A 19975-nucleotide genomic window follows, 5' to 3' on the forward strand; every position below is an offset into this window, starting at 1 on the left:
CAGTGTTTCCTTAAATTCGGTTTCAGGTGCGCGAAGGCGTTAGACAGTGAACGCGTCTTGCAGCAGTTTTTCCTGCTGCTCGGCGTGCTTCGATGCGTAACCACAGGCTGGCGCGGCAGAAGCGTCGCGACCGGCGTATTCCAGGACCAGCGCCTTGTTGTGGCGGCCCAGGATACGGCGCATGTGATGCTGGCTGCTGTACCAGGCACCCTGGTTCATCGGCTCTTCCTGACACCAAACTGCATGCTTGAGGTTGGTGTAAGGCGCCAGGATCTCGACCAGGTCGTCCTCAGGGAACGGATACAGCTGCTCGATACGCACGATGGCGATGTCTTCGCGGCCTTCGGCACGACGTTTTTCCAGCAGGTCGTAGTAGACCTTGCCGCTGCACAGCACCAGGCGCTCGACCTTGGCCGGATCGATGGCATCGATTTCCGGGATCACTGTCTGGAACGAGCCTTCTGCCAGATCTTCCAGCGTCGAGATGGCCAGCTTGTGGCGCAGCAGCGACTTTGGCGTCAGCACGATCAGCGGCTTGCGCAGCGGGCGGATGACCTGACGACGCAGCAGGTGGTAGATCTGCGCCGGCGTGGTCGGCACGCACACCTGGATGTTGTGCTCGGCGCACAGCTGCAGGTAACGCTCCAGACGGGCCGAGGAGTGCTCGGGGCCCTGGCCTTCGTAGCCGTGCGGCAGCAGCATGGTCAGGCCGCACAGACGACCCCACTTGTGCTCGCCGCTGGTGATGAACTGGTCGATCACCACCTGCGCACCGTTGGCGAAGTCACCGAACTGGGCTTCCCAGATCACCAGCGCATTCGGCGTGGTGGTGGAGTAGCCGTATTCGAAGGCCAGTACGGCTTCTTCCGACAGGTAGGAGTCGTACAGTTCGAACTTCGGCTGGCCTGGGAACAGGTTCTTCAGCGGAACGTAGGTGCTGGCGTCCTTCTGGTTGTGCAGCACCGCGTGACGGTGCGAGAAGGTGCCACGGCCGATGTCCTGGCCGGTCATGCGGATCGGGTGACCTTCGAACTGCAGGGTGGCGTAGGCCATGGTCTCTGCATAACCCCAGTTGATCGGCAAGCCACCGGCCTGCATCTTCTGACGGTCTTCGTAGATCTTGGCGACCTGGCGCTGGACGACGAAACCTTCTGGCAGCTCGAGCAGCTTGGCCGACAGTTCCTGAAGGGTCTTGAGGTCGAAGCGCGTGTCGTGACGCGCAGTCCAGGCATGGCCCAGGTACGGACGCCAGTCGACGAACAGCTCGCGATTCGGCTCCTTGACCAGACTCTTGACCACGTGCAGGCCGTTGTCCAGCGCGTTGCGGTATTCGTCGATCTTGGCCTGGGCGCGCTCGGCGTCGATGCGACCGGCTTGAATCAGCGCGTCGGCGTACAGCTCACGGGTGGTGCGCTGCTTGGTGATCTGCTGGTACATCAGCGGCTGGGTGCCGTTCGGTTCGTCGGCCTCGTTGTGGCCGCGACGACGGTAGCAGACCAGGTCGATCACCACGTCACGCTTGAACTGCATGCGGTAGTCGATGGCCAGTTGTGTCACGAACAGCACAGCTTCCGGATCGTCGCCGTTCACGTGCAGGATCGGCGCCTGGATCATCTTGGCCACGTCGGTGGCGTACTCGGTGGAGCGCGCGTCCAGCGGGTTGCTGATGGTGAAGCCGACCTGGTTGTTGATCACGATGTGCACGGTACCGCCGGTCTTGAAACCGCGGGTCTGCGACATCTGGAAGGTTTCCATGACCACGCCCTGGCCTGCGAAGGCCGCGTCGCCGTGGATCGAGATCGGCAGGACCTTGTCGCCAACGGTGTCGTTGCGGCGGTCCTGGCGGGCACGAACCGAACCCTCTACCACTGGCGAGACGATTTCCAGGTGGGACGGGTTGAACGCCATTGCCAGGTGGACTTCACCACCAGGGGTCATGACGTTGCTGGAGAAGCCCTGGTGATACTTCACGTCACCGGAGCCCAGCTCGTTCATCTTCTTGCCTTCGAACTCGTCGAACAGCTCGCGCGGGTTCTTGCCGAAGGTGTTGACGAGCACGTTCAGACGGCCACGGTGGGCCATGCCGATCACGACTTCCTTGGTGCCGTAGGAGCCGGAACGCTGAATCATTTCGTCCAGCATCGGAATCAGGCTTTCGCCGCCTTCCAGACCGAAGCGCTTGGTACCCGGGTACTTGGTGCCCAGGTATTTTTCCAGGCCTTCGCCCGCGGTAACGCGCTCGAGCAGGTGAGTCTGCACGTCAACGGAGAAGTCAGGACGGCCACGAACGCTTTCGAGGCGCTGCTGGAACCAGCTGCGTTGCTCGGAATCGACGATGTGGGTGAACTCGGCGCCAATGGTGCGACAATATGTCTTCTGCAGCGCCTCGAAGATTTCGCGTAGGCTCGCTTCCTCTTTGCCGATGAACAGGTCGCCGGCACGGAAGGTCGTATCAAGGTCGGCATTGGTCAAGCCGTAGTGATTGATCGACAGGTCTACGGGCGCAGGGCGCTGCCACAACCCCAACGGGTCGAGCTGGGCAGCCTGATGGCCGCGCATACGATAGGCCTGGATCAGTCGCAGCACTTCAACCTGCTTCTTCTCGTGTTCACTGCTCACGCTCCCGGCGGAAACCGGTTGGGCGCGGCGCTGGTTCTTTGCCAGCAGTACGAAATGGTCGCGGATCGTAGAGTGCGATACGTCGGTAGCGGTGCTGCCGTCGGCGGGCAACTTCTGGAAGTAGGTGCGCCACTCTTCTGGCACAGCGTTAGGGTCGTGCAGGTAGAGCTCGTAGAGCTCTTCCACATATGCAGCGTTACCACCTGAAAGGTGGGCGCTTTCCCACATGCGCTGCATCACGCTTTCTTGCATGCTTGGTCACCCTCGGTTAGGGGACGGATCGGCAAGAGCCACGCAAACCTGGAAAAGTCCGAACACAGCGACTAACCACGCCACCTGGATCCTGCAGATTTTCCGGGTACCAGCCCGGAAGCCCCTGCTGGTCTCATATCTTCATAGGTAATGAGCGCGGGCTTTTTGGGCCCTTGCTCGGGTTTTACCTCGGCGCGGGCTCACCACCCGCGCTTCGGCTTACTGCTGGTGCAACATTTTCGAATCAGGTGCCGCTTTGCAGCAGCATGTTACGTACGTGGCCGATCGCCTTGGTCGGGTTCAGACCCTTCGGGCAGACGTTCACGCAGTTCATGATCCCGCGGCAGCGGAATACGCTGAACGGGTCATCCAGCGACGCCAGACGCTCTTGCGTCTTGGTGTCACGGCTGTCGGCCAGGAAACGATAGGCCTGCAGCAACGCGGCGGGGCCCAGGAACTTGTCCGGGTTCCACCAGAACGATGGGCAGGAGGTCGAGCAGCAAGCGCACAGGATGCACTCGTACAGACCGTCCAGCTTGTCGCGATCTTCCGGCGACTGCAGACGCTCGATGGCCGGAGCCGGGGTGTCGTTCTGCAGGAATGGCTTCACCTTCTCGTACTGCTTGTAGAAGATGCTCATATCGACGACCAGGTCACGAATGACTGGCAAACCTGGCAGCGGACGCAGGACCAGCTTGTTGCCCTTGACCACACCCGACAGCGGGGTGATGCAAGCCAGGCCGTTCTTGCCGTTCATGTTCATGCCATCGGAACCGCAAACGCCTTCACGGCAGGAGCGACGGTACGAGAAGCCCTCGTCCTTCTCCTTGATCAGTGCCAGTACGTCCAGCACCATCAGGTCCTTGCCACCGGTATCGACGTCGAACGACTCCATCTTGGGCGCCGAGTCGGTGTCCGGGTTGTAACGATAAACTTCGACTTTCAACATAGCGGCCACCCTTAGTAAGTCCGGACTTTTGGTTCGAAGGCAGGAACTGTCTTCGGCGCAAAGTTGACGCCGCGCTTGGCAACGCGCTTCTCACCCGGGTAGTACAGGGTGTGGCACAGCCAGTTCTCGTCATCACGGTCTTCGAAGTCTTCACGGGCGTGAGCGCCGCGGGATTCTTTACGGGCTTCGGCCGCGATGGCGGTCGCCTCGGCAACTTCCAGCAGGTTCTGCAGCTCCAGCGCTTCAATACGCGCGGTGTTGAAGGCCTGGGACTTGTCGTTGATCTTGACGTTGGCAATGCGGTCACGCAGGCCGGCCAGCTGCTCGATACCCTTCTGCATGTATTCGCCAGTACGGAATACACCGAAGTAGTTCTGCATGCAGCTCTGCAGCTCGCGCTTGAGGCTTGCAACGTCTTCGCCGGTGGTACGCTCGTTGAGCTTGTTCAGGCGGTTCAGGGCAACGTCGACATCGGTGTCGCTCGCGTCGCGGTACTCGACGCCGTCGCTCAGTGCTTTTTCCAGGTGCAGGCCGGCAGCGCGACCGAAGACCACCAGGTCGAGCAACGAGTTGCCGCCCAGGCGGTTGGCACCGTGAACCGATACGCACGCCACTTCACCCACAGCGAACAGGCCTGGGATGATTTGATCCTTGCCTTCGGCGTCCATGGTGATGGCCTGGCCATGAATGTTGGTGGCAACGCCGCCCATCATGTAGTGGCAGGTCGGTACGACCGGAACCGGCGCGACCACCGGGTCGACGTGGGCGAAGGTCTTGGACAGTTCGCAGATACCTGGCAGGCGGCTGTGCAGCACTTCCTCGCCCAGGTGGTCCAGCTTCAGCAGTACGTGGTCCTTGTTCGGGCCCACGCCGTTGCCGGCGATGATTTCCTTGACCATGGAACGGGCGACCACGTCGCGGCCAGCCAGGTCCTTCGCGTTCGGCGCGTAACGCTCCATGAAGCGCTCGCCGTGGGCGTTGATCAGGTAGCCACCCTCACCGCGGCAACCCTCGGTGACCAGTACACCGGCGCCGGCGATGCCGGTCGGGTGGAACTGCCACATCTCGATGTCCTGTACCGGTACGCCTGCACGCAGGGCCATGCCGATACCGTCACCGGTGTTGATCAGGGCGTTGGTGGTGGAAGCGTAGATACGGCCCGCACCGCCAGTGGCCAGAACGGTGGCCTTGGACTTGATGTACATGGTTTCGCCGGTTTCGATGCAGATCGCGATCACACCGACGAAAGCGCCGTCCTGGTTCTTGACCAGGTCAACGGCGTAGTACTCGTTGAGGAAGGTGGTGCCCGCCTTCAGGTTGCCCTGATAGAGGGTGTGCAGCAGGGCGTGGCCGGTACGGTCGGACGCGGCGCAAGTACGCGCGGCCTGGCCGCCCTTGCCGAAGTCCTTGGACTGGCCACCGAACGGACGCTGGTAGATACGGCCGGTTTCGGTACGCGAGAACGGCAGGCCCATGTGGTCCAGCTCGAAGACCGCAGCCGGGCCTTCCTGACACATGTATTCGATAGCGTCCTGGTCACCGATGTAGTCGGAACCCTTGACGGTATCGTACATGTGCCAGCGCCAGTCGTCGTTCGGGTCGGCCGAAGCGATGGCACAGGTGATGCCGCCCTGGGCGGAAACGGTGTGCGAACGGGTCGGGAACACCTTGGTGACTACAGCGGTCTTGTGGCCGCCTTGAGCCAGCTGCAGTGCGGCGCGCATGCCCGCACCGCCGCCACCGATGATGATGGCGTCGAAGGAAATGGTTGGAATGTTAGCCATGAATCAGATACCCCAGAGAATCTGCACACCCCAGACGAAGTAAGCGAACATCGCAACGCCGCATACCGCCTGGAACAGGAAACGAATCGCAGTCGCCGACTTGCCGAACGACATCGGCGTCAGGTAGTCGGTGGCGATGGTCCACATGCCGACCCAGGCGTGAGCGCCCAGCGCGACAAGTGCCAGCAGACTGAAGATCCGCATCGCGTTGTTGGAGAACAGAGCGTGCCACTGGGCATAGTCGATGCCCGGGTGGATCGCGAGGTAGCCGATCAGGAAGATGAAGTAAGCCGCGAGAACGACCGCCGAGACGCGCTGCGCCATCCAGTCATAGAGGCCCGAACGCGACAGGTTCGTGACATTAGTTACCATACCCAAACTCCCGCCAGAACGATCAGCACCACGGAGATGACGATCACGATTTTCGAGCCCAGCTTGCCGCCTTCCAGCGTCTCACCGACACCCATGTCCATGATCAGGTGGCGAACACCTGCGACGAGGTGATACAGCAGGCCGGACAGCAGGCCCCAGGTCACCAGTTTGGCCAGCGGACTGGTCAGACACGCCTTCACCTCGGCAAAGCCTTCCTCGGAACCCAGCGACTTGCCCAATGCGTACAGCATGATGGCAAGGCCGAGGAACAGGATGACGCCGGAAATACGGTGAAGAATGGACGTGTACGCGGTGATCGGGAGTTTGATGGTCCTTAGGTCTAGGTTTACAGGTCGTTGGCTTTTCACGGCTTTTTTCACACTGAAGAGCCCCTAGCGAACAGGGCAAAGTTGTTGGTAAGTGTACTGGTCAGGTACCCACCACCGAAGAGAACACGACACCCAGCAGGGCGGGCTGGAAAGCCCCTGGGAGTCGGCTGCCGAGTATAGACAGTTAGGCTGCTTATGACAACGTGAGGGGCTCGCCCGAATAGCGCATTGCCTTTAGCGAACAAAAGGCGTAAATGGGCGGCAATTTCGTGAAAATCATGGGCTTGGAGGGTGTTTCAACCAGCCTTTAGGCAAATTGACATTCGAATTTATCCCTCTATAGTGGTGCGGGCCCTGCGTGGGGGGTCTGTCTGATGATTTCAAGCATTAATAGGAGGCCACATGGCTGACAAAAAAGCGCAGTTGGTCATCGAGGGCGCAGCCCCCGTAGAGCTGCCCATTTTAACCGGCACCGTTGGTCCCGATGTTATCGACGTCCGCGGGTTGGGGGCATCCGGTCACTTCACCTTCGACCCTGGTTTCATGGCGACCGCCTCGTGCGAGTCGAAGATCACCTACATCGACGGCGACAAGGGCGTGCTGCTGCACCGCGGCTACCCGATCGAACAGCTCGCCGAGCAATCGGACTACCTGGAAACCTGCTATCTGCTGCTCAACGGCGAACTGCCGAACGCAGAGCAGAAAGCCCAGTTCGTCAGCACCGTGAAGAACCACACCATGGTCCACGAGCAGCTGAAGTCCTTCTTCAACGGCTTCCGCCGCGACGCCCACCCGATGGCCGTCATGTGCGGCGTGGTCGGCGCCCTGTCGGCGTTCTATCACGACTCGCTGGACATCAATAACCCGCAGCACCGCGAAATCTCCGCCGTGCGCCTGGTCGCGAAGATGCCGACGCTGGCAGCGATGGTGTACAAGTACTCCATGGGCCAGCCCATGATGTACCCGCGCAACGACCTGTCGTACGCGGAAAACTTCTTGCACATGATGTTCAACACCCCGTGCGAGATCAAACCGATCAGCCCGGTGCTGGCCAAGGCGATGGACCGGATCTTCATCCTCCATGCCGACCACGAGCAGAACGCCTCCACCTCCACCGTGCGCCTGGCCGGCTCTTCGGGTGCCAACCCGTTCGCCTGTATCGCCGCCGGTATCGCTGCACTGTGGGGCCCTGCCCACGGCGGCGCGAACGAAGCGGTCCTGACCATGCTCGATGAAATCGGCGATGTCTCGAACATCGACAAGTTCATCGCCAAGGCCAAGGACAAGAACGATCCGTTCAAGCTGATGGGCTTCGGCCACCGCGTCTACAAGAATCGCGACCCGCGCGCCACCGTGATGAAGCAGACCTGCGACGAAGTCCTGCGCGAGCTGGGCATCAAGGACGACCCGCAGCTGGAACTGGCGATGCGCCTGGAAGAGATCGCCCTGACCGATCCTTACTTCATCGAGCGCTCGCTGTACCCGAACGTCGACTTCTACTCGGGGATCATCCTCAAGGCGATCGGCATTCCAACCAGCATGTTCACCGTGATCTTCGCCCTGGCACGTACCGTGGGCTGGATCTCGCACTGGAAGGAAATGCTCTCTGGCCCGTACAAGATCGGCCGTCCGCGCCAGCTGTACACCGGCGAGCCGCAGCGCGACATCACCGCACTGAAAGACCGCAAGTAAGCCGCCCAGGCTGAACGCAAAAAGGCTGCCCTCGGGCAGCCTTTTTCATTGGGCCTTTAGACGAAAGAACCTCAGTTCTTCTCGGCCCGCTCACGCAAGCCCTTCAGCGTATTGAACGGCGCATCCACCACGAACTTGTTGGCCAACCACGAAGGCACGCTACCACCCGGCTCGGTGTGCACCTGATAGGTCACCTCGGTACTGTCGCCCTTGGGCACCAGCTTCCAGAAGCCCTCGACCTGCGCCACGCGCACGAAGCCCTTTTCCTCCGGCAGGTACTTCGGCTCACCCTCGAGCTTGCGGGTAAGGCTGCCATCAGCCTCCTGCACCGTGGTGACATGCAGGATCGAATCGCGCGGCGTCACGGGCCATGGCGTATTGAATTGGGTGTAGGTCCAGCTCTGGTCACCTTCATGCTTGAGCAACTTCTGCGACTTGCACTCATGCACCCAGGCACAGGCGCCGACTACATCCTCCTGCAACGCCTTGACCTTGGCCAGCGGCGCCTTGATGACGATCACCCCGCGGTAGGCCTTGTACTTGGAGCCCGCCACCTCGCTGAGGAACACCTTGATGCCCTCCTCGTCCTTGGCCACCTGCCAATTCTCAGCCCAGGCCGTCGGCGCCAGCAATACACCCATGCCACACAGCAGTACAACGCGCTTGATCGATCTCATCATCTTGTTCCTTTTGTCGAAGATCCAAACGTCACGCCGCCGTCATCTGCTCCAGCCAGCCAATGATCCTGATCGCATCGTCGCGATCGCTACCGCAGACATCCACCTCCGCCTTGAACCCGCCACAGACCTTTGGCCGTTCGGGCTTGCCGAACAAGGCGCAAAGATTGTCCACGGACAGGTGCAGGCAACGCTCGCCCGCCGGCTTGCCCTGGGGCATGCCGGGGATCGGCGAACTGATGGACGGGGCAATGCAGCAGGCACCGCAGCCCTCACGGCATTTCATGACAACTGGACTCCCTGGAGCTGAACGGGACGGACATCCCTGGATACTAACCGCTCAAACATATGTTTGAAATTACCGAGCCGATGAAATCCGAAGTGACTCGGTAGTCAGTTGCGAAATTCGAAATCGATGGCAGCACCCTCGACATCACGGCGACTGTCGTTGCGCAACTGCAGCTGCATCTCGTTGCTGATCAGCCGGCCATTGAGCTGGAACGGGCTGTCATCGGATGCGGGTTTTTCGGGGAACATCGACGGCAGCAAGGGCTTGCGCGTCAACGGGGCATTGCCGACATCCGGCTTGAGGTTCTTCACCATCTCGCTCGGCAGGCTGAGATCGAGCTTGGGATTGGGCAGTGGCTTGCTGACCGGCTTGCTCTTTGGCTTAGGCTTGCTTGCCGGCTTGCTGGCCGCCTTCGCCGGGGTTTTTACCGCTTGCTTGGCGGTCTTGCCCTGGGACACTTCGCTCTTTGCATGCGTCTGCGCAGCCTGCACAGATGCCCCCGGCAACCAGGACAGCGCAAGACACAGCATCAGGGCAGTAGGGCGAAACGCATTCATGGGCATCAAGAGCATGGCATAAAAATGCTTATGCTCCCTGTTCCCTGCCCTTATGACAAGCTACAAAATCGAGACAGCAGACTCTCGACACAATTGTTGGGCCAGCAACCCCAAGGTCATCACCGCCCGCTCAGCCTCCTTGCTCCAGGGAATCCCGCAATTGAGGCGGATGCAGTGATTGAATTGCTCGGTGTTGCTGAAGATCAGGCCAGGCGCGATGCTGATGCCCTGCTCCAGCGCCCGAACATGCAGCTCCTGAGTATTGACTCGCCCCGGCAGGCTGACCCAGAGAATGAACCCACCCGTAGGCCGAGTCATCTGCGTGCCTTCCGGGAAGTGCTGCTGCACCGCCAGCTGATAGGCACTGAGGTTCTTGCGGTACTCCTGACGGATGAAGCGCAGGTGACGGTCGTAGCCGCCGTTCTCGAGATAGGCCGCTACGCCCATCTGGGTGACACTGCAGGCCGAGTGCGTAGTGAAGGTCTGCAGGCGCTGGATTTCGTCCTGGTAGCGCCCAGGAATCATCCAGCCGACGCGCACCCCTGGCGACAGTGTCTTGGAGAAGCTCGAACAGTAAATCACCCGATCCAGCCGGTCGAACGCCTTCAGCGCCTTGGTTCGCCCCTGCTCGAACATCAGCTCGCCATAGATATCGTCCTCGACGATCTGGATATCGAAGTCTGACGCCAGGCGCAGCAACTGTTTCTGCCGCTCTTCCGGAATGGTCCCGCCCAGAGGGTTGCTCAGGCGCGCCGTCAGCACCAGGGCCTTGATCGACCATTGGTTGGCGGCCAGTTGCAGCGCCTCGAGGCTGATGCCGGTGGACGGGTCGCTGGGGATCTCGATCACCTTCAGACCCAGCAGGTCCGCCAACTGCAGAAGCCCATAGTAGGTCGGTGACTCTGCGGCGATCAGGTCGCCAGGACGCGTCAACACGCGCAGCGCCATCTGCAGGGCGTCGACACAGCCATGGGTGACGATCACCTCGCGCGGGTCGACCAGCACGCCAGCGTCACGCATGCGAATGGCGATCTGCCGACGCAGCGGCTCGAACCCCGGGCTGAACATGTAGCTGAAGGCACGCGGGCTGTGGAACCGCGTCACCTTGGCGATCTGCTGGTGCAGCGCTCGAACCGGCAAGTAGTCCACATGCGGAACAGCAGCCCCGAAAGGGAACACACCGTCGCGGCGTGCTTCAGTGAGTACTTGCTGGATGATACTGGCACGGGTAACCAACCCGGGGCGTTCGACCCGGGCGATATCCGGGGTCTGCGCGGTCAGGGCGGGTGTCTGGTGGACATAGTAGCCAGACTGCGGACGGGCGCGAATCAGGCCCTGATCCTCGAGGTTGGCGTAGGCCTGCAGCACCGTGGCATGGCTGACATTGAGCTGGGCGCTCATCTTGCGCACGGAAGGCACGCGCTCGCCTGGCTGGTAGACACCGCGACGGATGTCATCGGCCAGTTGCTGGGCAATGCGCTGATACAACAGCAGGTTGGTCATGGTGATTCTCGAAGCGCGGACGGGTTCGTTGTTCTTGTACGACTCACAGTCGAGACAGAATACCGTAACAGTTGCAAAGTGTACTGGGACAGTTCCGAGAATAGTCGACATTACACTTGCTTGACAGCGGCGAACAGACGAACCGTCAGCACGGGTGCCAGGCAGCACCCGAACAGCCCTCAGCGCGGCGGCGCGAGTTTGCCCTTCTCATCGGAGAACACGATCTCCACACGGCGGTTCTGCGCCCTGCCCCGCTCCGAGGCGTTGACCTCGACCGGGTACTGGTCGCCATACCCCTGGACCTCGATGCGTTTCTCGTCGATGCCCAGGTCGACCAGCATGTCAGCCACCGACTGCGCGCGGTCACGGGACAGCTTCAGGTTGTCTTCAGCCGCCCCGGTGCTGTCGGTGTAGCCCTCGATTCGTACCACGCGGCGCGGATTGAGCTGCAGGAACTGCACCAGCTTGAGCACCGTGCGACTGGCGGAGTTCTTGAGTTCCGCCTCGCCGGTGTCGAACAGCACGTCCCCCAGCGTCATCACCAGGCCGCGATCGGCCTGCTCCGATGCCAGTGCGGCGATCTGCGATTCGACCCACTTGCCCTGCTGCTGCACGCTGGCCAGCTTCGCTTCACGCAGCGCCAGTTGCAGACGTTGGCGCTCCAGGTCGAGCTTGGCCAGGCGTTCCTGGTTCAGCGCCAGATTGGCGTGCTCGCGGGCGATCTCGCTGTAGCGCTGGCTGAGGTAGGCATAGTGGCGTACGTCAGTGCCACTGCCGACATAACTGGCCAGGCGCTCTGCTCGCGCCAGCGACTCACCTGCACGGATCACATCACGCGGCGCACTGCGCAGCACGTCGGAGTTGTCCTTGACCTTCTGGAACGCAGCCGTGGCATCGTCCAGCGCCGACTCGCTGCGCTGGCTCGCGCAACCCTGCAGGCCGACGGCCAACGCCAGCACGACCAAGGCGGCGCCGGGCTTGAATGTACGGCTCATGGCTGTACCTCCAGCTGCTTGCGCAGGCGCTTGATCCGCGACTCGGTCACCTTCAACTGCTCTTCGCTTTTCTGGGTCAACACCTGAGCCTCGGCCAGGCGCGCATCCAGCTCGGCCTGCTCGGCGCGCATGCGCGCATCACGAAAATCTTCGCTGGCCATGTTGGTCTTGGCCCGAGCGAACTTGTCTTCGGCCAGCTTGAACGCCTCGACCTGCTCAGTCGCGCCGACAGCCTTGGCCTGCTCCAGCGCCTGCTCGGACAGGCGCATCTGCTCATGAGGAGCCGGATCGTTGGCACAACCGGCCAGGGCTGCAAAAGCCAGGACCAGGATCAGTGGTTGGGTTCTCACGCATTCTTCCTACTGTTTGGGGGCGTCCCCGGTCATCTGCATCTGCGCTTTCCAGCGCTCCACATTCCGCTGCAGCACCGACTCGGAGGCGCCAGAGATCGGCAATTCTGTCAGCTTTTTAGCCAGTTGCCCACGCAGCCAGGCATCGTTACAGGCCGAATTGTGCGACACAGCCAGGTACAGCCCCGGACGATCCACTGGCAGGCCGCGCGCGACAAGGTCGTTGCTCATGCCCAGGCTCTGGGTCATGGCCATCCCCGAATAGCGCCCCGCCAATACGTAATCGACCTGCCCCAGCACCAGCTTCTGGAAGGCCTGGGTAAGATTCTGCGCAGGCACCAGCTTGAGCTGGGACTTGGCGAACGCTTCGAACGCCGGGGTCAGCCGGGCCTTCTCCGAAAGGCTGCCCTGATAGCGGGCCAGATCCGCCGGACCGTCGAAATCCAGTGCGGAGTCGTGGCGGGTCCAGACCAGGTACTCGTTGAGCTGCAGGGGTGGATGGATGTAGTCCAGCGCGGTCAACTGACCGACTTGCATCGGCGTGTCCAGCAACAGGTCCATCCGCCCGCTGCGCACCTCTTCCAGCGCCTGCTCGCGGCGCCCGGCATGCAGCACCTCGACCCGCACCCCCAACTCGTCCGCCACCTGACGCAGCAGGTCGACGTTGGCACCGATCAGGTGCCGAGAGTCTTTCGGGTCCTGCCAGGAGTACGGCGGTGCATCCGGGCTGCCGGTGGCCACCAGCTTTTCACATTTGCCGGCGGCCATCGCCTGCGAGGATGCCAAGGCCACCATGCAGGCCAGCAACCGACCCGTTCTGCCAAACGCCATTACCCTACTCCTTGCCAGCCATGCAAAAAAAAGCCCGACCCCTGTTACGAGGGTCGGGCTTCTTTATAAGTGAAGCGCTCGGATCAGACCAGCTTTTCCAGCTCCGGCACCGCCTCGAAGAGGTCGGCAACCAGGCCGTAGTCGGCCACCTGGAAGATCGGGGCTTCTTCGTCCTTGTTGATCGCGACGATCACCTTGGAGTCCTTCATGCCCGCCAGGTGCTGGATCGCGCCGGAGATACCGACGGCGATGTACAACTGCGGCGCGACGATCTTGCCGGTCTGGCCGACCTGCATGTCGTTCGGCACGAAGCCCGCGTCGACGGCGGCACGGGAAGCACCGACCGCAGCACCGAGCTTGTCGGCCAGGGCGTACAGGTGCTTGAAGTTGTCACCGTTGCCCATGCCACGGCCGCCGGAGACGACGATCTTGGCAGCGGTCAGCTCGGGACGATCGGACTTGGCCAGCTCTTCGTTGACGAAGGCCGACTTGCCAGCATCATGGGCAGCAGCCACGGCTTCCACCGCAGCCGAACCACCTTCGGCGGCCACGGCGTCGAAGCCGGTGGTACGCACGGTGATGACCTTGACCGCAGCGCTCGATTGCACGGTGGCAATGGCGTTACCGGCATAGATCGGGCGCTTGAAGGTGTCGGCGGATTCGACCGAGACGATCTCGGAGATCTGGTCGACGTCCAGCAGCGCAGCAACGCGTGGCAGGATGTTCTTGCCGTTGGTGGTGGCCGGGGCCAGCACGTGGCTGTAGCCCTTGGCCAGCTCGACGATCAGGGGCGCTACGTTTTCAGGCAGGGCGTGGGCGTAGGCGGCGTTGTCCGCAACCAGCACCTTGGCAACGCCCGCGATCTTGGCAGCGGACTCGGCGACGCCACCGACGTTCTGTCCTGCGACCAGCACGTGTACATCACCACCGATCTTGGCGGCAGCAGCGACAGTGTTCAGGGTAGCCGGGGCAACGGCACCGTTCTCGTGTTCAGCGACAACCAGGATAGTCATTTAGATTACCTTCGCTTCGTTCTTCAGCTTCTCGACCAGTTCGGCCACCGACTTGACCTTGATACCGGCGCTGCGTGCAGCAGGCGCTTCGACTTTCACGGTCTTGGTGGTGGAGGCGGTGGATACGCCCAGCGCGTCTGGAGTCACAGTCTCCAGCGGCTTCTTCTTGGCCTTCATGATGTTCGGCAGCGACGCGTAGCGCGGCTCGTTCAGGCGCAGGTCGGTGGTGACGATCGCCGGCAGGTTCAACGCGACGGTCTGCAGGCCGCCATCGATCTCGCGGGTGACGTTCAGCTTGTCGCCAGCCACTTCGACCTTGGAGGCGAAGGTGCCCTGGGCGTAGCCGGTCAGCGCAGCCAGCATCTGGCCGGTCTGGTTGTTGTCACTGTCGATGGCCTGCTTGCCGAGGATGACCAGCTGTGGCTGCTCTTTATCGACGATGGCCTTCAGCGCCTTGGCCACGGCCAGGGAGTTCAGCTCCTCGGCGGTCTCGACCAGGATGGCACGATCGGCACCCAGTGCCAGGGCGGTACGCAGTTGCTCCTGGGCAGCGGTCGGGCCGACGGCAACGGCGACGATCTCGGTCGCAACGCCCTTCTCTTTCAGGCGTACGGCTTCTTCCACGGCGATTTCGCAGAAGGGGTTCATGGACATCTTGACGTTTGCAAGGTCGACGCCGGAGTTGTCCGCCTTGACGCGAACCTTGACGTTGTAGTCGACCACTCGTTTGACAGCTACAAGAACCTTCATGGATTCCTCGTTACTCTCCGGTGAAAAGAATGTCGCCTGGGGCGTGCCCGGCGAATGCGCGTGGGTACAAGGACACCTCTGAAAACGTTCCGGGTCGAGCGAAATTTGCCATGACCGATCAGTCCTGTGCGGACTGGCGGGGCAAAACCCGCGGGTCATTTCCTGTCGTGGCGTGTAGACTCCACTACAAAAAGGGTTTCGGCCTGTATTCCCTGCTCTACGCCTGGTTTTTAGAGGTGCACCTGCGCCCGACGGTCAGCCTACGGCGAGCGTAAAACCGCTCGTATCTTGACCGTAACACCCAATCCGGTCAATACGGCAAATTGGCCAGCCTCCAGCCGCCCTCCTGTGATTTTACTGGGCTGCGGCAAATTCAAACAAACGTTTGTATTGGACCCGCCAAGTGGTGTAGATATAATGCGCGGCCAAGACAAAACGGTGTAGTCCGCCACCGGCACGGCTACAGCTGCCCCGACCGTGAGCGGGCATCCGACACCCATAAGACAAGCAACGCGATGAGCCTTGAGTAGGAGAGAACCTGTGGAACGCGAATACATGGAATTCGACGTGGTCATCGTCGGCGCAGGCCCGGCGGGCCTGTCTGCCGCCTGCCGCCTGAAGCAGAAGGCCGCCGAAGCCGGTAACGAGATCAGCGTCTGCGTGGTCGAGAAAGGCTCCGAGGTCGGCGCCCACATCCTCTCCGGTGCGGTCTTCGAACCCCGCGCGCTGAACGAGCTGTTCCCCGACTGGAAAGAACTCGGCGCCCCGCTGAACACCGAGGTCAAGCGCGACGACATCTATGTGCTCAAGGACCAGGGCAGTTCGGTCAAGGTGCCGGACCTGTTCGTGCCCAAGACCATGCACAACCAGGGCAACTACATCATCTCGCTGGGCAACCTGTGCCGCTGGCTGGCCCAGCAGGCCGAGAACCTGGGCGTGGAAATCTATCCCGGCTTCGCCGCCCAGGAAGCGCTGTTCGACGAAAACGGCGTGGTCCGTGGCATCGTCACCGGCGACCTGGGTGTCGACCGCGAAGGTCAGCCCAAGGACGGCCTGTACACCCCCGGCATGGAGCTGCGCGCCAAGTACACGCTGTTCGCCGAAGGTTGCCGCGGCCACATTGGCAAGCAGCTGATCAAGCGCTTCGACCTGGACAGCGAAGCCGATGTGCAGCACTACGGTATCGGCATCAAGGAAATCTGGGAGATCGACCCGAGCAAGCACGAACAGGGCCTGGTGGTGCACACCGCCGGCTGGCCGCTGGATGTAGTCAGCGCCGAGAACACCGGCGGCTCGTTCCTCTATCACCTGGAGAACAACCAGGTGGTGGTCGGCCTGATCGTCGACCTCTCCTATGCCAACCCTTACCTGTCGCCGTTCGACGAGTTCCAGCGCCTGAAGCACCACCCGGTGATCAGCCAATATCTGGAAGGCGGCAAGCGCATCAGCTACGGCGCCCGCGCCATCTGCAAGGGCGGCCTGAACTCGCTGCCGAAGATGGTGTTCAACGGTGGCGCGCTGATCGGTTGCGATCTGGGCACCTTGAACTTCGCCAAGATCAAGGGCAGCCACACTGCAATGAAGTCCGGCATGCTGGCCGCCGATGCAGTGGCCGACGCCCTGTTCGCCGGCAGCGAAGGCGGCGACGCCCTCAACAGCTACGTCGAGGCATTCAAGGCCAGCTGGCTGTATGAGGAGCTGTACGCCAGCCGCAACTTCGGCCCGGCCATGCACAAGTTCGGCCCGCTGTTCGGAGCAGCGTTCAACTATATCGACCAGAACTGGTTCGGCGGCAAGCTGCCCTTCACCCTGCACGACACCAAGCCGGACTACGCCTGCCTGAAGCTGGCCGCCGACGCCAAGAAGATCGACTACCCCAAGCCCGACGGCAAGCTCAGCTTCGACAAACTCAGCTCGGTGTTCCTCTCCAGCACCAACCATGAAGAAGAGCAACCCTGCCACCTGAAGCTGACCGATCCGAACGTGCCGATCGCCACCAACCTGCCGCTGTACGACGAACCCGCGCAGCGTTACTGCCCGGCCGGTGTCTACGAGGTGGTCACCCAGGAAGACGGCAGCAAGCGCTTCCAGATCAACGCGCAGAACTGCGTGCACTGCAAGACCTGCGACATCAAGGATCCGTCGCAGAACATCACCTGGGTCACCCCAGAAGGTGCCGGCGGCCCTAACTACCCCAACATGTAAGGCCTGCGCCATATGAAAAAGCCCCCTGGCAGCGATGCCAGGGGGCTTTTTCGTCTACGGCTGATGCTCAGGACAGCACCACCGCGTCCTGCTCGAACAACGCCCATCCACCCTGGCCATCGACCTCCAGCCGGTGGCTGTGGAACCCGGCCAGCGTGCTGCGATGCCCGACACTCACCAGCAAGGTTTCCGGCATTTCGTTGCGCAGCAGCGAATACAAGGCATGTTCCAAGCCTTCATCCATCGCCGAGGTGGACTCGTCGAGGAACACCACATGCGGCTGGTTGAACAATACTCGCGCAAACGCCAGGCGCTGCTGCTCGCCGATCGACAGGATGCGCGTCCAGTCGCGGCTTTCCTCGAGGCGCTCGGCCAGATGCGCCAGGTTCACTTGCCGCAATGCCTGTTGCATCCGCGCATCCTGCTCCTGGCCGACCTGGGCCGGGTAGGCGATGGCGGTGCGCAGATCCCCCAACGGCAGGTACGGCCGCTGCGACAGGAACAGCGCCTGCTCACCCAACGGCCGCGCGACCGCCCCTTCTGCATAAGGCCACAATCCCGCCAGGGCCCGAAGCAGCGTGGTCTTGCCGCTGCCCGAAGGCCCCTTGATCAGCAAGGCCTGCCCGGCCTGCAGCTTCAGGCTCAGGTCGGCAATCAAGCGGTGGCCATCCGGGCGCAGCACCTGCAGGCCAGCGATATCCAAGGCCCGCGGCAGCTCGCGGGTAGCCACGTGCGGTAGCTCGCTGGCCTGGTGGTTGGCATCGAGAAAACCGGTGAGACGATCGAGGGTCGCGCGGTAGCTGGCAAAGGTGTCGTAGGACTCACGGAAAAACGACAACGAATCCTGCACTTGTCCGAACGCCTGCGACGTCTGCATCACATCACCCAGCTTGATCGCTCCGCGGAAGAAACGCGGCGCCTGCAGGATGAACGGGAACACCACCGCGACCTGGCTGACACCCAGGTTGAAACCATTGAACTTCAGGCTCCGCCAGACCAACGCCCAGACATTGCCGATCAAGGCGAAGAAGCGCCCGAGCAACGTGCCCCGCTCGACCTGCGCGCCCTGGTAGAAGGCAATGTTCTCGGCATTCTCGCGCAAGCGCATCAGTGCGTAGCGAAAGTTCGCCGTGAGCTTTTCGTTGAGGAAATTCAGGCGAATCAACGGCCGCCCGAGGCGGAAAGCGATCCAGGTGGCGATGAGCACATAGACATAGACCGCAAACACCATCGCCCGCGGCACCTCCACCCCGGCAACCGCCAGTGGTGCCGACAGCCCCCAGAGAATGCCGGTGAACGCCACCAGCGATACCAGCGCACTCACTGCCCCGAGGGCCAGCGACACCGAGCCGGTAACGAAGGCGTTGACGTCCAGTTCGATACGTTGGTCAGGGTTGTCCACCGGCTCATCTAAGAATTGCCCGCGGTAGTAGGCATCGCCATGCATCCAGTCGGCAGTCAGGCGCTCGGTCAGCCAGACCCGCCAGTGGATGTTGAACGACTGGGTGACGTAGTAGTTGAACAGTGAACGCAGCACATGAATGGTTGCCAGTACCGCGAATACCCCGAGCAGGTACCAGAACGCCGTCTGGTCCAGGCCCTGCAGGGCGCTATAGAAACCGTTGTACCAGAACGAGAACAGCACGTTCATGCGCACCGAGAACAGCGCCAGGAACAACAACAGTGCAAATACGAGCAGCGGGCGCCAGCTGCGCCTGAAACTGAAGTACTCACCCGCCAACTGCCAGAACTGCTGGCCCCAGCGGGTAAAGCGCACCGCCAGGAAAGCGGCGGCGGTGAAGCCGACAAGTGTGATCAATGAAGAGACTGCAAGCCAGCTCAGGCTCTCTTGCAGGGCCTGGTGCCAGTTCATTTCCATGGTGGGGTTTCCGTGGCGAGTATTTACTCGAGCCTAGCACCGGCCGGGGTTGGCGAAGATGACGGAGGTTTCATGTTGGGCGTCGCCATGAACGCTAAACCGGCGACAAGCCGATGACGGTCCGCCCGATGCACCTGTCGAAAACCGCTTCCAGAGGCGAATGATCGCAAACAACTGCCGCTATGTTCGCAGCCACCCACTCATCAGGCTCGACTGACCACCAATCGATTTCAAAACCCGCGTTCAAGATCACATGTTCGTAAAGAATCCGCTGAGCTCGCCCATTTCCCTCGCGAAACGGATGGACCATGTTCAAATCGCCAAAGCTTTCTGCCACAGCGTGAACCAGATCCGCACGCGAATAGCCCTCATACCAACCTTGCTGTGCAAGGCTGCGGAATACTTTTGAAGCTTCGGCTTCAATGCGGCTCACATTGCAGAAACGTGTGCCGCCTTTGGAAATATCGAGCGTGCGAATTTCTCCAGCCCACGCATAGATATCCTGAAAAAGCGCGCGATGAAGCCTCTGGAGATAGGGAAGATCGTAAGGAGGGAGCTCGAATGGGAGCTGACTGGCAGCGAGCTCGGAAAAGTCCCGCTCGGCCCTGGCAAGCGCTGAATCATCACGAAGATCAAGCAGATTGCACAGGACGACCGTACCGGGATAACAGTAGGCGTCCTGTCCGACACCATACTTGTCCAAAGATCAATCCTGCTTGCGGTAATGACGCAACAACTCTTCCTTGGACGGGAGCTTACGCTCCGCGGAGTCAGGCGTGACATCAAACCCCTCAAGCCGCAGACTGGCTGCGTAGTTCGAGCGGCGAGTTTTTTCCCAAGCTGCTCTTTTGGTTTCCAAGCTGATGCCTTTCACCGTTCAACGCCTCTCACGGGGTGATGGAAGTTCGATTATAGCGAAATCGGCCAAT

19 protein-coding genes are annotated in these 19975 nt (G+C 61.4%); 2 read left to right on the plus strand and 17 right to left on the minus strand.

The features are described 5' to 3' along the window. Positions 1-39: 39 nt before the first annotated feature. The 5 genes from AC2CGW_RS00400 to sdhC all read right to left on the minus strand — a co-directional run bounded on the left by AC2CGW_RS00400 (position 40) and on the right by sdhC (position 6356). The gene (locus tag AC2CGW_RS00400) at positions 40-2871 is read right to left on the minus strand and encodes a 2-oxoglutarate dehydrogenase E1 component (protein ID WP_186666232.1); all 2832 of its coding nucleotides are present in this window, start codon (positions 2869-2871) and stop codon (positions 40-42) included. Between the two features lie 244 nt (positions 2872-3115). Beyond that, positions 3116-3820: a succinate dehydrogenase iron-sulfur subunit gene (locus tag AC2CGW_RS00405; RefSeq protein WP_012315348.1), complete on the minus strand. Its 705-nt coding sequence runs from the start codon at positions 3818-3820 to the stop codon at positions 3116-3118. A gap of 11 nt (positions 3821-3831) precedes the next feature. After that, complete coding sequence (sdhA, locus tag AC2CGW_RS00410; protein ID WP_054894254.1) at positions 3832-5604, minus strand: succinate dehydrogenase flavoprotein subunit; 1773 nt, start codon at positions 5602-5604, stop codon at positions 3832-3834. Positions 5605-5607: 3 nt separating this feature from the next. Next, positions 5608-5976: a succinate dehydrogenase, hydrophobic membrane anchor protein gene (gene sdhD / locus AC2CGW_RS00415; RefSeq protein ID WP_054894255.1), complete on the minus strand. Its 369-nt coding sequence runs from the start codon at positions 5974-5976 to the stop codon at positions 5608-5610. Then, positions 5970-6356: a succinate dehydrogenase, cytochrome b556 subunit gene (gene sdhC / locus AC2CGW_RS00420; protein WP_023628897.1), complete on the minus strand. Its 387-nt coding sequence runs from the start codon at positions 6354-6356 to the stop codon at positions 5970-5972. Before sdhC ends, sdhD begins: the two co-directional genes overlap by 7 nt. A gap of 351 nt (positions 6357-6707) precedes the next feature. Between sdhC and gltA the strand changes: the two genes are divergently transcribed. Beyond that, complete coding sequence (gltA, locus tag AC2CGW_RS00425) at positions 6708-7997, plus strand: citrate synthase (RefSeq protein WP_054894257.1); 1290 nt, start codon at positions 6708-6710, stop codon at positions 7995-7997. A 71-nt stretch (positions 7998-8068) separates the two neighbouring features. Here gltA and AC2CGW_RS00430 read toward each other — a convergent pair whose 3' ends face one another. From AC2CGW_RS00430 to AC2CGW_RS00470, 9 genes are all read right to left on the minus strand, one after another. Continuing rightward, on the minus strand, positions 8069-8677 hold the full coding sequence (locus AC2CGW_RS00430) for an START domain-containing protein (protein ID WP_426352170.1): 609 nt from the start codon (positions 8675-8677) through the stop codon (positions 8069-8071). A 28-nt stretch (positions 8678-8705) separates the two neighbouring features. Next, positions 8706-8960 (minus strand): YkgJ family cysteine cluster protein, encoded by a 255-nt coding sequence (locus AC2CGW_RS00435; RefSeq protein ID WP_186666234.1) that lies wholly within the window; start codon positions 8958-8960, stop codon positions 8706-8708. Positions 8961-9067: 107 nt separating this feature from the next. Further along, on the minus strand, positions 9068-9520 hold the full coding sequence (locus AC2CGW_RS00440; RefSeq protein ID WP_186720093.1) for a hypothetical protein: 453 nt from the start codon (positions 9518-9520) through the stop codon (positions 9068-9070). A gap of 60 nt (positions 9521-9580) precedes the next feature. Next, positions 9581-11023, minus strand: a complete 1443-nt coding sequence (locus AC2CGW_RS00445; RefSeq protein WP_186666236.1) for an aminotransferase-like domain-containing protein — start codon at positions 11021-11023, stop codon at positions 9581-9583. A 179-nt stretch (positions 11024-11202) separates the two neighbouring features. Beyond that, the gene (locus AC2CGW_RS00450) at positions 11203-12018 is read right to left on the minus strand and encodes an OmpA family protein (RefSeq protein WP_186707977.1); all 816 of its coding nucleotides are present in this window, start codon (positions 12016-12018) and stop codon (positions 11203-11205) included. Beyond that, positions 12015-12368 (minus strand): DUF4398 domain-containing protein, encoded by a 354-nt coding sequence (locus tag AC2CGW_RS00455; protein WP_065864902.1) that lies wholly within the window; start codon positions 12366-12368, stop codon positions 12015-12017. Before AC2CGW_RS00455 ends, AC2CGW_RS00450 begins: the two co-directional genes overlap by 4 nt. 9 nt (positions 12369-12377) lie before the next feature. Next, positions 12378-13199, minus strand: coding sequence for a substrate-binding periplasmic protein (locus tag AC2CGW_RS00460; RefSeq protein WP_186707975.1), 822 nt, complete (start codon positions 13197-13199; stop codon positions 12378-12380). An 83-nt stretch (positions 13200-13282) separates the two neighbouring features. Beyond that, positions 13283-14212 carry an electron transfer flavoprotein subunit alpha/FixB family protein gene (locus AC2CGW_RS00465; RefSeq protein ID WP_186666242.1) on the minus strand — a complete coding sequence of 310 codons (930 nt, stop codon included), beginning with the start codon at positions 14210-14212 and terminating at the stop codon, positions 13283-13285. Next, entirely contained in the window at positions 14213-14962 is a 750-nt protein-coding gene (locus AC2CGW_RS00470; protein WP_186711010.1) for an electron transfer flavoprotein subunit beta/FixA family protein, read from the minus strand. A gap of 540 nt (positions 14963-15502) precedes the next feature. On the opposite strand from AC2CGW_RS00470, the gene AC2CGW_RS00475 reads away from it, so the two are divergent. Further along, a complete protein-coding gene (locus AC2CGW_RS00475) occupies positions 15503-17167 on the plus strand; it encodes an electron transfer flavoprotein-ubiquinone oxidoreductase (RefSeq protein ID WP_186666247.1) in 1665 nt (554 codons plus the stop codon). Between the two features lie 67 nt (positions 17168-17234). On the opposite strand, the gene AC2CGW_RS00480 is transcribed toward AC2CGW_RS00475, so the two are convergent. The 3 genes from AC2CGW_RS00480 to AC2CGW_RS00490 form a co-directional block, all read right to left on the minus strand. Beyond that, positions 17235-19046 (minus strand): ABC transporter ATP-binding protein/permease, encoded by a 1812-nt coding sequence (locus AC2CGW_RS00480; protein ID WP_426352171.1) that lies wholly within the window; start codon positions 19044-19046, stop codon positions 17235-17237. Between the two features lie 94 nt (positions 19047-19140). Further along, complete coding sequence (locus AC2CGW_RS00485) at positions 19141-19749, minus strand: Fic/DOC family protein (protein WP_426352172.1); 609 nt, start codon at positions 19747-19749, stop codon at positions 19141-19143. A gap of 3 nt (positions 19750-19752) precedes the next feature. Then, positions 19753-19920, minus strand: a complete 168-nt coding sequence (locus AC2CGW_RS00490) for a YhfG family protein (RefSeq protein ID WP_186666252.1) — start codon at positions 19918-19920, stop codon at positions 19753-19755. Between the last annotated feature and the right edge of the window lie 55 nt (positions 19921-19975).

The sequence above is a fragment of the Pseudomonas sp. SYWMCR5 genome (assembly GCF_057197165.1).